The sequence below is a fragment of the Mesorhizobium sp. C432A genome (assembly GCF_030323145.1).
In the GTDB taxonomy this organism is placed as follows: Bacteria; Pseudomonadota; Alphaproteobacteria; order Rhizobiales; family Rhizobiaceae; genus Mesorhizobium.
In genome coordinates, this window is sequence record NZ_CP100470.1 from 1,644,368 (window position 1) to 1,656,602 (window position 12,235).

Annotated in this window: 12 protein-coding genes; 11 read left to right on the forward strand and 1 reads right to left on the reverse strand. The window is 63.6% G+C overall.

The genetic code is table 11. From position 1 onward, the window contains the following. Positions 1 to 5 precede the first annotated feature (5 nt). From ruvA to NLY33_RS07900, 3 genes are all read left to right on the forward strand, one after another. Positions 6 to 626, forward strand: coding sequence for a Holliday junction branch migration protein RuvA (gene ruvA / locus NLY33_RS07890; RefSeq protein ID WP_023668770.1), 621 nt, complete (start codon positions 6 to 8; stop codon positions 624 to 626). A 43-nt stretch (positions 627 to 669) separates the two neighbouring features. Continuing rightward, a complete protein-coding gene (gene ruvB, locus NLY33_RS07895) occupies positions 670 to 1,707 on the forward strand; it encodes a Holliday junction branch migration DNA helicase RuvB (protein ID WP_023708211.1) in 1,038 nt (345 codons plus the stop codon). A gap of 133 nt (positions 1,708 to 1,840) precedes the next feature. Next, positions 1,841 to 2,743, forward strand: a complete 903-nt coding sequence (locus tag NLY33_RS07900; protein ID WP_023704891.1) for a metallophosphoesterase — start codon at positions 1,841 to 1,843, stop codon at positions 2,741 to 2,743. A 146-nt stretch (positions 2,744 to 2,889) separates the two neighbouring features. Here NLY33_RS07900 and NLY33_RS07905 read toward each other — a convergent pair whose 3' ends face one another. Further along, positions 2,890 to 4,140 carry a glycoside hydrolase family 5 protein gene (locus NLY33_RS07905; protein WP_023704890.1) on the reverse strand — a complete coding sequence of 417 codons (1,251 nt, stop codon included), beginning with the start codon at positions 4,138 to 4,140 and terminating at the stop codon, positions 2,890 to 2,892. Positions 4,141 to 4,205: 65 nt separating this feature from the next. Here NLY33_RS07905 and ybgC point away from each other — a divergent pair, with 65 nt between their 5' ends. The 8 genes from ybgC to tilS all read left to right on the forward strand — a co-directional run bounded on the left by ybgC (position 4,206) and on the right by tilS (position 12,177). Continuing rightward, positions 4,206 to 4,676, forward strand: coding sequence for a tol-pal system-associated acyl-CoA thioesterase (gene ybgC, locus NLY33_RS07910; protein WP_023704889.1), 471 nt, complete (start codon positions 4,206 to 4,208; stop codon positions 4,674 to 4,676). Positions 4,677 to 4,988: 312 nt separating this feature from the next. Beyond that, on the forward strand, positions 4,989 to 5,699 hold the full coding sequence (gene tolQ / locus NLY33_RS07915; RefSeq protein ID WP_023673844.1) for a protein TolQ: 711 nt from the start codon (positions 4,989 to 4,991) through the stop codon (positions 5,697 to 5,699). 9 nt (positions 5,700 to 5,708) lie between these two features. Beyond that, complete coding sequence (tolR, locus tag NLY33_RS07920) at positions 5,709 to 6,161, forward strand: protein TolR (protein WP_023673843.1); 453 nt, start codon at positions 5,709 to 5,711, stop codon at positions 6,159 to 6,161. A gap of 7 nt (positions 6,162 to 6,168) precedes the next feature. After that, positions 6,169 to 7,326, forward strand: coding sequence for a cell envelope integrity protein TolA (gene tolA, locus NLY33_RS07925; protein WP_023708210.1), 1,158 nt, complete (start codon positions 6,169 to 6,171; stop codon positions 7,324 to 7,326). Between the two features lie 38 nt (positions 7,327 to 7,364). Beyond that, positions 7,365 to 8,669 (forward strand): Tol-Pal system beta propeller repeat protein TolB, encoded by a 1,305-nt coding sequence (gene tolB, locus NLY33_RS07930; RefSeq protein WP_023673841.1) that lies wholly within the window; start codon positions 7,365 to 7,367, stop codon positions 8,667 to 8,669. Between the two features lie 249 nt (positions 8,670 to 8,918). Beyond that, on the forward strand, positions 8,919 to 9,425 hold the full coding sequence (gene pal / locus NLY33_RS07935) for a peptidoglycan-associated lipoprotein Pal (protein WP_027050585.1): 507 nt from the start codon (positions 8,919 to 8,921) through the stop codon (positions 9,423 to 9,425). 211 nt (positions 9,426 to 9,636) lie between these two features. Beyond that, a complete protein-coding gene (gene ybgF, locus NLY33_RS07940) occupies positions 9,637 to 10,719 on the forward strand; it encodes a tol-pal system protein YbgF (protein WP_023694601.1) in 1,083 nt (360 codons plus the stop codon). 51 nt (positions 10,720 to 10,770) lie between these two features. Further along, the gene (tilS, locus tag NLY33_RS07945; RefSeq protein WP_023704886.1) at positions 10,771 to 12,177 is read left to right on the forward strand and encodes a tRNA lysidine(34) synthetase TilS; all 1,407 of its coding nucleotides are present in this window, start codon (positions 10,771 to 10,773) and stop codon (positions 12,175 to 12,177) included. Positions 12,178 to 12,235 lie beyond the last annotated feature (58 nt).

The window sequence follows — 12,235 nt, forward strand, 5'->3', positions numbered from 1 at the left end:
CACGCATGATCGGCAAATTGAAAGGCACGCTGGACGAGATCGAGGAGGATTTCTGCCTCGTCGATGTGCACGGCGTCGGCTATGTCGCCTATTGCTCGGCGCGCACGCTGGCCGCGCTGCCTTCGCCCGGCGAGGCGGTGGTGCTGTTCATCGAGACCTATGTGCGCGAGGACATGATCCGGCTCTACGGTTTCCAGTCGGTGCTTGAGCGCGAATGGTTCCGGCTGTTGATGAGCAATGTGCAAGGCGTCGGCGCCAAGGTGGCGCTGGCCATCCTGTCGACGCTGGCGCCGGCAGACCTCGCCAATGCGATCGCGCTGCGCGACATCGCCATGGTCAGCCGCGCGCCCGGCGTCGGCAAGAAGGTGGCCGAGCGCATCGTCACCGAGTTGAAGAACAAGGCGCCGGCCTATGCCGGAACCGCCTCCGGCACCATCGGCCTTAAGCAGGAGCTCGGCGAAGGCGTGGCGCCGGCGCCGATTACCGACGCCGTCTCGGCGCTGGTCAATCTCGGCTATTCGCGCGACACAGCAGCCAATGCTGTCGCGGCGGCGCTGAAGACGGCCGGCGAGGACGCCGATGCCTCGAAGCTCATTCGTTTCGGGCTGAAGGAACTGGCGCGGTGAGTGATTGCTTGTCCGGTCCTTTGCCCTGTGCGAGGAAGGCCGCATGAGCCTTTCACCCCGCCTCATTGCCCCGGAAAAGCGCGGCGAGGATGCTGAGCAGACCTTGCGGCCGCAGACGCTCGCCGATTTCGTCGGCCAGGCCGCAGTGCGGGCCAATCTCAAAGTCTTCATCGAGGCCGCCAAGGGCCGCAGCGAGGCGCTTGACCATGTGCTGTTCGTCGGGCCGCCGGGGCTTGGCAAGACAACGCTGGCGCAGATCATGGCGCGCGAGCTCGGCGTCAATTTCCGCTCGACCTCCGGTCCGGTGATCGCCAAGGCCGGCGATCTCGCCGCACTTCTCACCAATCTCGAAGACCGCGATGTGCTGTTCATCGATGAGATCCACCGGCTCAATCCGGCAGTCGAGGAGATCCTTTACCCGGCGATGGAGGATTTCCAGCTCGACCTGATCATCGGCGAAGGTCCGGCGGCACGCTCGGTCAAGATCGATCTTGCCCGCTTCACGCTCGTCGCCGCCACCACCAGGCTCGGCCTTTTGACCAACCCGCTGCGCGACCGTTTCGGCATTCCGGTGCGGCTCAATTTCTATTCTGTCGAGGAACTGGAGCAGATCGTGCGGCGCGGCGCCCGCATCCTGCAAATGCCGCTTGGCGACGATGGCGCGCTGGAGATCGCACGTCGCGCCCGCGGCACGCCGCGCATCGCCGGCCGGCTGCTGCGCCGGGTGCGCGACTTCGCCTCCGTTGCCGGCGACGGTCACGTCGACAAGCAGGTTGCCGACGAAGCCCTGACGCGGCTGGAGGTCGACGCGCTCGGCCTCGACGCGCTCGACCGCCGCTATCTCTCGATGATCGCGCGCAATTTCGGTGGTGGGCCGGTCGGCATCGAAACCATCGCCGCCGGCCTGTCCGAGCCGCGCGACGCCATCGAGGACATTATCGAGCCCTATCTGATCCAGCAGGGTTTCATCCAACGCACGCCACGCGGCCGCGTGATGACCGCCAATGCCTGGCGCCATCTCGGCCTCGACGCACCGAAGGATCTGGCGCAGCAGCAGATCAACCTGTTCCAGGAAGAGTAACGGACATTTGTTCTTCGGAACGGATTCTGTGCAGAATCTCCTCAAACCTGCCAGCGTGAAGGCGCATTCCTCGATTGTATCGGGCGTCGCAATGTCGGCGCGAACTGCTCCGATCAAGGTCGGAGCCAGAAAAGTGATCACCAGACGCGGGTTCCTGAAATTCGCCGGAGGTTCGTTCCTCTCGCTGGCGTCGCTCAGTGCCTATGCGGTCGGCATCGAGCCGATGCTGTTGACCCATGTGAAGCGCTACCGGCTGACGCCGCCGCATTGGCCGGCGAGCTTGAAGCTGCGCGTTGTAGCACTTGCCGATATTCACGCCTGCCGCCCCTGGATGACGCCTGAGCGGATCGCTTCGCTCGTCGAGGGTGCGAACGTGCTGCAGCCCGATCTGATCGTACTGCTCGGCGACTATATCTCAGGCATGTCCCTGGTGACGAACCGGGTGGAGGCCCATGAATGGGCGCCGGCCTTGTCAGGACTGAAGGCGCCGCTTGGTGTCCTGTCGATCCTCGGCAATCACGACTGGTGGCACGATCCTTTCGCGCAGCAGGCCGGAGCGGGGCCGACTGTGGCGCGCAAGGCATTGGAGGAAGCCGGCATCTCGGTTCTGGAGAACGACGCTGTGCGTCTGGAAAAGAATGGATACGGCTTCTGGATCGCCGGACTCGCCGACCAGCTGGCCCTGTTACCGAACAAGGCCGCAGGCCGCGACAAATTTGAAGGCCTCGACGATCTCGACGGCACGCTGGCCAAGATCACCGATCAGGCACCGATCATCCTGCTTGCGCATGAGCCTGACATTTTCCCGAAAGTGCCGTGGCGGGTTTCGCTGACGCTGTCGGGCCACACACATGGCGGGCAGGTCAGGCTGTTCGGCTATTCACCGGTGGTGCCGTCCCGCTTCGGCAACCGCTTTGCCTATGGCCATGTCGTCGAGAATGACCGCAATTTGATCGTGTCAGGCGGGCTCGGCTTCAGCATCGCGCCGGTGCGCTTTGGCATGCGGCCGGAGATCCTGCAGATCGACCTCGGTTAGGGCATGCCGGTATTCAGGTGATGCCGGCCTGCAAATGAGGTGTTCCTGCGCTTCCGGTAGTCACGGACCAAAGTCCGCTCCCTTCCGGTTCTCGGAACCCCTCGTTTCCGACTCGGCCTGACCTGAAATCTCGACATGCCCTAGGGCTAATGGAGCGAGCGGATTGCATCCATCACGGCGGGTTCGGCCTTTTCGCCGTTGAAGGCATCGACGATGCCGAAGGCGCCGCCAAAACTCCACACCGACCATGAGAAGCCATGCGCCTCGGCGCGCGCGATCATGTCCTTGACATAGGCGGCGCGGTATTTGGGCGGCATCACATAGGGGTTGCCATACTCCTGGCGGATCATGCCGAACTCGCCCAGCGTGATGTTTTCCGGCTTGATGGCGTTGGCCTTCGCCCAGGCCTCGACCTTTTCGAACGGCGCATCCATGACGCCGAGCAGCTTTTCGTCCGTGTCCATGCTGGCGGCTTGTTCATCGAGATAGGCGAGCAGGCCGTTCCGTCTGGTCCATGGCGCCTCGGCTTTTATCTTGGCGCGGATCGCATCCAGCGTCGCATCGAGCTCGGCGCGCGGCACCGCGGTCAGCGGATAGGGCAGCCCGGTAACATAAAGAATGAAATCGCCGGCCCAGGTCGCGCCCTGATGCGTCAGCAGGAACGGGTCGTAGGAGTGGAAGGTCCAGATGAGGTTGTCGTCGGGGATCGACTTTGGGTCGATCCTGACCAGCGAAGCCGCATTCGAATAACAGGCGCCGGTCAGGATCAGCGTCAGCCTGGTGGCCGAGGCGCGCGCGGCCGCGAACAGCTTTTGCTGACGCTCCGGCCACAGGCTGGTGCCATCGCTGTCGCAGTCGACGATAGGCTCGTTCATCGGCTCGAAAGCGACCTGCGCCGGGTCCTCAGTGGCAAGCGTGTGCGCCATTTTGCGGACGACCTCGACATAGGCGTCGAAGGTTGCGGGATCGTCCATCACCTGGCCCATGCCGATCTCGCGGCCGCCGCCGGCCGGGATCAGGTGCATGTCGACGATCACTTTCAGACCGGCCCGGTTGATCATGCGCGCCGAGTCCCGCACGCTGGCATAAAGGTCGTCACGCAGCGCCAGTGTCTGATCCGACATAAACGGCGTGGGATCGACCGGCATGCGCAGAAAGTCGAAACCGGCGGCCTTCAGCGCCTTGAGGTCACCCTCGTCGAGGAACTTGCGCCATTCCGGGTAGGGCAGGATGGCTTGTCGGTCGTTCCATTTGTCTTCCCCGACCCAGGTCGTCCACTGGTCGAGGTTGAGGCCGCGCTTCATCGAAAAGGTCGCGGCCTGACCGGGAAGCGCAGACGCCGCCAGCACCAGCAGCGCTGCCATCACGGTCTTGATCATCGCCGTCAACAGTGCCATCCGGTTTGCTGCGCTGGTGATTTTGGCAAGACAGGTGCCCCGCCGGGGGCAAAAAGGAAAGCGCGATGGACGATCATGGTGAATCGGCGGCGCTTGCTGCCGGGCTTTCCGGAGCCTTGACGGAATTCGGCCATCGGCTGATGGCGCGAGTCTATTATGCCGACACCGATTTTTCCGGCGTCGTCTACCATGCGCGCTATCTCGAATTCTTCGAGCGTGGGCGCTCGGACTATCTCAGGCTGGCGGGCGTCCACCACACAGAACTTCACGAAGGCAAGCACGGCGAACGGATCGTCTGGGTGGTGCGGCGCATGGAGATCGACTTCCGCTCGCCTGCCCGCATGGACGACATCCTGACCATCGACACATCGACGCAGGATATTTCCGGCGCCCGCATCGTCATGGCGCAGCAATTGAAACGCGGGACAGAGGTACTGGTCGAAGCAAAGGTCGAGGCGGCGATCATCGGCGACAACGGCCGGCCGAAACGCTTTCCGAAAGAATGGATCGCGGCCTTTCTACCAGGAGCAAGCTGATATCCAGGCCTGCCGGCCGGCAACGAGCGGCCAATCGGCAGCGCATTCGATTGTGGATGGATGGCCCGCGTCGTGCCTTGGCGCGGCAATGCGCCGCGCCATATTTCCTAACCCATCCTTAACCATAACGGTTCATGAAGAGATCGGTGAAGATTGGAAGAATCCGCGCGCCTTCCTTTCACCAATATTTGCCCTGAAAAGGCCGCCAACGGTGCATTTTGGGGTTAATCCGGAAGCCAAGCGCGAACGGACCACAAGGGATGCCCATGGGCCAGCCGCCAGCGATGCCCGGAAAATCTTAAGGACTGAAGCATGGAAACTACCGCACTCGCCGATCCGGCAGCGCAATTGTCGATTTGGGCGCTGTTCACACAGGCCAGCTGGGTGGTCAAGCTGGTCATGATCGGTCTGCTCTGCGCCTCGGTCTGGACCTGGGCGATCATCGTCGACAAGCTGGTCAGCTATGCCCGCATGCGTCTGTCGCTCAATCGCTTCGAACAGGTGTTCTGGTCGGGGCAGTCGCTGGAAGAGCTCTATCGCACGCTTGCCGACCGCAAGACCACGGGCATGGGTGCGATCTTCGTTGCGGCCATGCGCGAATGGAAGAAGAGCTTCGAGAAGGGGGCCAAATCGCCGCTCGGCCTGCAGACCCGCATCGACAAGGCGATGGACCTGGCGTTGACGCGCGAGATGGAGAAGCTGGAGGGCCGTCTCGGCTTTCTCGCCACCACTGGTTCGGCCGCACCCTTCATCGGCCTGTTCGGCACCGTCATCGGCATCATGACCTCGTTCCAGGCGATTGCCGGTTCGAAGAACACCAGTCTCGCGGTTGTTGCACCCGGCATTGCCGAAGCGCTGCTGGCGACGGCCATCGGTCTTCTCGCCGCCATACCGGCGGTTATCGCCTACAACAAGCTGTCATCCGACGCGAACAAGATCGCGGTGCGGATGGAAGGGTTCTCGGATGAGTTCTCCGCCATACTCTCGCGCCAAATCGATGAAAAAGTAGCGCCTAAGGGCTGAGGTAAGAAGATGGGTATGTCGGTTGGCATGGCAGGACGCGGCGGGCGCGGACACAGGCGGCGCGGCCGCCACCATGCATTGATGTCGGAAATCAACGTCACGCCGATGGTCGACGTGATGCTGGTGCTCTTGATCATCTTCATGGTCGCCGCACCTATGTTGACGGTCGGAGTGCCGGTCGACCTGCCGGAGACGAAGGCCAAGGCTATGAACGCCGACACCCAGCCGATCACCGTTTCGATCGACGCGGCCGGCAAGATTTTCCTGCAGGAGACCGAAATCCCAAGGGAAGAGCTGGTCGCCAAACTGCAGGCGATTTCCAAGACCGGCTACGAAGAGCGCATCTTCATCCGCGGCGACAAGGCGACCAACTATGGCGCCGCGATGGAGGTCATGGCCCTCATCCAGGCCGCCGGCTACAAGAATATCGGCCTAATTTCACTGCAGCAACAGGATCAGTAGACGCACGATGAAGACCGGCCTCACCACATCGGTGATACTGCATACGGTGGCACTGGCTTTCGGCCTGTTCACCCTGTCGGCGCCGGCCGCGCTGCCGTCCACGGATGTGGAGTCGATAGCGGTCGACATCGTTCACATGGAAGCCATTGCGCAGACGCTGCAGGGCGACAAGAAGGCGGTGATGCACGAAAAGCCGGCGCCGATGCCGACCAAGCGTCCCGACATCGTGCCAGATGCACAGAAAATCGGCGAGAACAGCGTTGATACCGACAAGCCGGTGACGGACGAGCCCAAGCCGAAGCCGGTGGAGAAAACAGCGACGGCTGCTCCGGCGCCGACCCCGACCGAAAAGCCGAAGACCGAGGACACGCCGAAGCCAAAGGAAGCGCCGAAGCCGACACCTGCGACGGAGGTGGCGCCGGAGCCGCAGCCGAAGGAAGAGGTCAAGCCCGAGCCGGTGAAGCAGGTTGAACCGAAGCCGACCCCGGTGAAGGAGCCTGCACCAACACCGCAGCCGGACACGACCGCCGCCATAGAGCCGAAGCCACGCGTGAAGCCCGATGCGGTCGCCGAAGCCATATCGGATCAGCAGCCTCTGGAAGAAGCGCAGCTTCCGACTTCCGCTCCTGCTCCCGAAGCACGGCCGAAGCCGCAGCCGGCGCAGGCCGAAAGCGCGAAGGCTCCGGACCGCAAGGACACCGACAAGCCGGTCAAGGAAGCCTCGTCGAAGCCGAAGTCGGATGACAAGCAGTTCAATGAGGCTGACATCAAGGCTTTGCTCGACAAGCAGAAGCCATCCGGCGGCGGCGCCAAGCGCTCGACCCAGCAGGCATCGCTAGGCGGCGACAAGGATCAAGGCCAGAAGCTGTCGAAGTCCGAGCAAGGGGCATTGGAAGAACAGCTCGGTGGCTGCTGGACCCTCCCGGTTGGGCTTGAGGGTTCTGAGGATTTCACCGTGGTGATCCGTTTCAGCCTGGATGCCTCCGGCAAGCTGGAGGGCCGTCCGACCGTCGAGAAGTCCAGCGGCAACCCCCAATTCGACAGCAGCGCGGTTCGCGCTGTGCAGAAATGCGATGTCGTCGGCCTGCAGGTGCCCGCCGGAAAGCATGACATTTGGTCCGACGTTCGCGTCAACTTCGATCCCAGAGCGATGCTTGGCCTGTAGCCTGAGCACCCAGAAATCAGCAAGAGAAGCGAGAAGACATGAAATCCATCCTCAAGCCGCTCCTGATGGTCGCCGCGATGGCGATGGGCATGAACGCCGTCGTCACCTTGCCTGCTCGAGCAACCCTCGAGCTCAACGTCAACAAAGGCAATGTCGAACCGATGCCGATCGCCATCCCAGATTTCCAGGGAGGGCTCGGCGCGCAGATTTCCGAGATCGTCACCGCCGACCTGAAGCGCTCCGGTCTCTTCGCACCGATAGACAAGAACGCCTTCATCGAGAAGATCGCCAATCCGGATGCGCAGCCCCGTTTCGACGACTGGAAGGTGATCAATGCGCAGGCGCTGGTCACCGGCAGCGTGAGCAAGGAGGCGGACGGCCGAATCCGCGCCCAGTACCGACTATGGGATATTTTTGGCAACCAGCAGATAGCCGGGGAGCAGTTTTTCGCCAACGACGCAAATCAACGCCGTGTCGCCCACATCATCGCCGATGCGATCTATGAGAAGCTCACCGGCGAGAAGGGCTATTTCGACACACGCGTCGTCTTCATCGACGAATCCGGCGCCAAGAATGCGCGTAAGAAGCGGCTCGCCATCATGGACCAGGACGGCGCCAATGTGCGCTATCTCTCCGATGGCCGCTCGATCGTGCTGACGCCGCGTTTCTCGCCGAATCGGCAGGAAATCACTTACATGTCGTATGAAAGCGGCCAGCCGCGGGTCTATCTGCTGCAGATCGAGACCGGACAGCGCGAACTGGTCGGCAACTTTCCCGGCATGACCTTTGCGCCGCGCTTCTCGCCCGACGGCCAGAAGGTGATCATGAGCCTGCTGCGCGATGACGGCAATTCCAACATCTTCGCCATGGACCTGCGAAGCCGCTCGACCACCCGGCTGACCAACTCGACCGCCATCGACACCTCGCCCTCTTATTCGCCCGACGGCAGCAAGGTGGTATTCACTTCCGATCGTGGCGGCCGTGCGCAGATTTATGTGATGGGCGCCGACGGCTCGGGCCAGACCCGCATTTCGTTCGGCGACGGCGTCTATTCGACGCCGGTGTGGTCGCCGCGCGGCGACCTCGTCGCCTTCACCAAGCAGACCGGCGGCGAATTCCAGATCGGCGTCATGAAGACCGACGGTTCGGGCGAGCGCATCCTCTCCTCGGGCTTCCAGCAGGAGGGACCGACCTGGGCGCCCAACGGCCGCGTGCTGATGTTCTTCCGCGACTCCGCCGGCGGCCCAAAACTGGTTTCCGTCGATCTCACCGGCCGCAACGAACAGTCGATCCCGACCGCGAATTTCGCGTCGGATCCCGCCTGGTCGCCGCTGCTGGAGTAGGTTCGGCCGAATTGCCACACCTGCTAAAAAGGGGCCCGTTTGGCCCCTTTTCCATTCATTAGTCGCGTTTCGGCCGCATTTCCGCCTAGGGTCCGCGCCAACTGTGACCGTGGATTTGAAGGTCGTGGACGGACGATCGAAACCAAACATTAACCGTATTTCTTGAATGCCGGTTAACCCAAACGTGGTTACTGGGTGATCAACGAAATCACTCGAAATACGATCACTCGAATACGAAGGAGAGGCGGCATGGGCCGTATCGCAGCACTTACCAGAAACCCGGCGATGATCGCCCTGATCGCAATGCTCGCCATCACCGGTTGCGCCTCGAAGAAAACCCCGAACAGCGCTGAAGAGCTCGGCCTCAACGGCGCGGGTGCGGCAACGCCCGGCTCGGCGAAGGACTTCACCGTCAACATTGGCGACCGCATCTTCTTCGACACGGACTCGACCGCGATCCGCGCCGATGCGCAGACGACGCTGTCGCGCCAGGCGCAGTGGCTCAACCAGTACAAGCAGTACGCCATCGTCGTCGAAGGCCATGCCGACGAACGCGGCACGCGTGAATACAATCTGGCTCTCGGCGCCCGCCGCGCCGCCGCCACCCGCGACTTCCTGGTCGCCAGGGGCGTTTCGGCGAGCCGCCTGAAGACCATTTCCTACGGCAAGGAACGTCCGGTCGCGGTCTGCGACGACATCTCCTGCTGGTCGCAGAATCGCCGCGCCGTCACCACGCTCTCCGGCGCCGGCTCCTGATGAGTAAGACGGCGGCCTTAGTCGCATAATTGCAACACTTCCATGCGAAAGGCGGCCTTGTGGCCGCCTTTTTCAGTTTCGGTCCCGGAAACAAACCCGGAAACAAAATTTGGCCGAAGTCTCGCCTCCTGCTAAGAGCCGAGGGCGTCGTGCCGGTCCCACTGTGATCGGAAGGCGCGAACAGGCTCACGATATTCACGGCGAGAGGCACATGCATTTCAGATCGGTCTTGAGCGGCACGCTTGCGCTGCTGCTCGTATCAGGCTTCGCGGCTTCTGCGAGCGGCACCGGACAACCCGCGGATAGCGGCTTTTCCTTCCATCTGCCGACGCTCGGCATTTTCGGCAAGAAGGAGAAGCCGGAGCAGCAACAGATCGCGCAGCAGCAGGACGGCACCGCCGCCGCGGGGCTGGAAGATCAGCTCCGGCAGATGAACGGCAAGCTCGAGGAACTCAACTTCCAGATCCTGCAGATGCAGGAGCAGATGCGCAAGCAGCAGGAAGACAACGAGTTCCGCTTCCAGCAGTTGGAAGGCGGCTCCAGCGGGCAGCCGCCGGCCCAGAAGAAATCGGAGGCCGCGCCGCAGGACGGTGGCGCGGGCACCGGCGTCGCCGAGGCCCCGGCAGACCAGGCGCCGGCCGATGCCGGCGCGCAGCCGGATGGCGGCCAGAGCGTCGGCGAGGTCATCGTCGAATCGCAGACCGGCGATCCCGGCAAGGTGATCAACGGCACGCCGCCCAAGACCTTCGGCACCATTACCGTCGACAAGAACGGCAATGTAATCGACGCCGGCGGCAACACGCAGGCAGCGGCGCCGGCGGAAGGTGCGGCTCCCGCCGCCGAGGCGCCGGCTGCCGGGGCTAAGACCGGCAAGTCGGACGGCACGGTGGTGGCGGCGCTGCCTGCCACCAACAACCCGGAAGAGATCTACCGCAACTCCTACCAGTTCATCCTGTCGGGCGACTACAGCACCGCCGAGCAGGGTTTTCGCGACCACATCGCCCGCTTCCCGAAGGACGCCAAGGCGGCGGACGCGCATTACTGGCTTGGCGAATCGCTGCTTGGCCAGCAGAAGTATCATGACGCTGCCGAGGTTTTCCTCTCCGCCAGCAAGGACTATCCGAAGGCCAAGAAGGCGCCTGACATGCTCCTGAAGCTTGGCGTGTCGCTGGTCGGCCTCAAGCAGAAGGATGTCGCCTGCGCCACCTTCGGCGAGATCGGCAAGCGCTATCCCGATATTTCGGCCGCGCTCAAGGAACGCGTCAAGCAGGAGAGGGCGCTGGCGGCGTGCTAGTCTTTGCCGTGTTGTCCCAGAACCGGGACCACTTTTGCGCGACATGCATTGATGCTCGATACCGAGCCTGACCTTTCGAATTTTTCGCAGATCGACTTTACCAACGGCGCGCTTGCGGCCGTGTCCGGCGGCAGCGACTCGACCGCCCTCCTTCTTCTCCTCAAGGCTCACCTCGACCGCAGCGCCCCGACAGCCCGGCTGCTGGCGGTGACGATCGACCACGGCCTGCGTCCGGAAGCAGCAGCCGAAGCGCGCAGCGTGGCAAAGCTTTGTGCCGAGCGCGGCATCGCGCACCGGGCGCTCAACTGGTCCGGCGCCAAGCCGTCGGCCGGCCTGCCCGCGGCGGCGCGCGAGGCGCGCTACCGGTTGCTGGCCGAGGCAGCGCAGGCGCAAGGCATTGGTGTGATCGTGACCGGCCACACCGCCGACGACCAGGCCGAGACCGTCCTGATGCGAGCCGCGCGGAATGACGGGCGAGAGCTTGCAGGCCGAGGTCTCGCCGGCATGGCGCCTGCCACCCTCTATGACTGGCGGATCTGGATCGCGCGGCCGCTGCTCGGCGCTCGGCGCGCGGCGTTGCGCGCCTTCCTGCAGCGCGAACATGTCGGCTGGGCGGAGGATCCGACCAACATCGACACGAATTTCGAACGCCCGCGCATCCGGGCCGTGCTCGGCGAAGACCGGAGCAGGCAGCGTTTTGCCGAAGCGATCGGCCTGGCCAGGCGGGCCGCCGGCGAGCGCGAACAACTCGGTCGCCGCGCCGCCGCCCTGATCGGTGAATTTGCCAGCCGGCCGGCGAGGGGTCTCATCCGTCTCGATCCCGGTCTTGCCGAAGCTGACGACACGCGAGCCGCGGTCTATGCGCTGCGTGTCCTGCTGGCGGCGACGGGCGGCACCGCCTTGTTGCCGGACCAGGCGCGCAGCGAAGCGCTGTTCGAGCAAATGCGGGCCGGTCGGCTTTGCGCCACATTGTCGCGGGCGGTCGTCGATATCAGGCGAAACGGCATCTTCCTGCGCCGTGAATCGCGCGACCTGCCGCGTTCCGCGCCGGTAGCTGGCGCTCTGCTTTGGGACGGTCGCCGGCGGATCACGCCACACATCGAAGCCGGGGCGATCACATTGGACGACAGTCCGGGTGCATGGTTGATCGCGCCGCTTGGCGCCGCTGCCGCCGCCAAAACGCCGATTGCCGGGGATGGCGCGCCGCCAAGCCTTGTGCGCGCCGCCCTGGCTGCGGAACCGGCGCTGTGGCGCGGCGGCGAATGCCGTGGTTTTGCAGGGGATGTAGCGGCGGCGCCGGCAATCGCCGTCAGCCCGGTCGTTGCGCCCTTTGCCCGTTTCCTGCCGTGCTTCGATCTGGTGTTGGCGCAGGCCGTGGCCGAGTTGATCGGCGCACCGCCTGTCCCGGCTTGCCCTTTGGCCGCCACAGTGCCGGTTGATCATGGCGCGAAAGCTTAACCCAGACGTGCTGTTATGCTTGGCAAGGGGGGGCGCTCTCCCTATGTTAGGCGCAAGT

Bases quoted from the DNA above. Each gene is read 5' to 3' on its own strand.
- tolA (WP_023708210.1), top strand. From the start codon at position 6,169: ATGAAGACCGGCCTCACCACATCGGTGATACTGCATACGGTGGCACTG.
- ybgF (WP_023694601.1), top strand. From the start codon at position 9,637: ATGCATTTCAGATCGGTCTTGAGCGGCACGCTTGCGCTGCTGCTCGTA.
- tolB (WP_023673841.1), top strand. From the start codon at position 7,365: ATGAAATCCATCCTCAAGCCGCTCCTGATGGTCGCCGCGATGGCGATG.
- tolR (WP_023673843.1), top strand. From the start codon at position 5,709: ATGGGTATGTCGGTTGGCATGGCAGGACGCGGCGGGCGCGGACACAGG.
- ruvB (WP_023708211.1), top strand. From the start codon at position 670: ATGAGCCTTTCACCCCGCCTCATTGCCCCGGAAAAGCGCGGCGAGGAT.
- tilS (WP_023704886.1), top strand. From the start codon at position 10,771: ATGCTCGATACCGAGCCTGACCTTTCGAATTTTTCGCAGATCGACTTT.
- ybgC (WP_023704889.1), top strand. From the start codon at position 4,206: ATGGACGATCATGGTGAATCGGCGGCGCTTGCTGCCGGGCTTTCCGGA.
- NLY33_RS07905 (WP_023704890.1), bottom strand. From the start codon at position 4,140: ATGGCACTGTTGACGGCGATGATCAAGACCGTGATGGCAGCGCTGCTG.
- ruvA (WP_023668770.1), top strand. From the start codon at position 6: ATGATCGGCAAATTGAAAGGCACGCTGGACGAGATCGAGGAGGATTTC.
- pal (WP_027050585.1), top strand. From the start codon at position 8,919: ATGGGCCGTATCGCAGCACTTACCAGAAACCCGGCGATGATCGCCCTG.
- tolQ (WP_023673844.1), top strand. From the start codon at position 4,989: ATGGAAACTACCGCACTCGCCGATCCGGCAGCGCAATTGTCGATTTGG.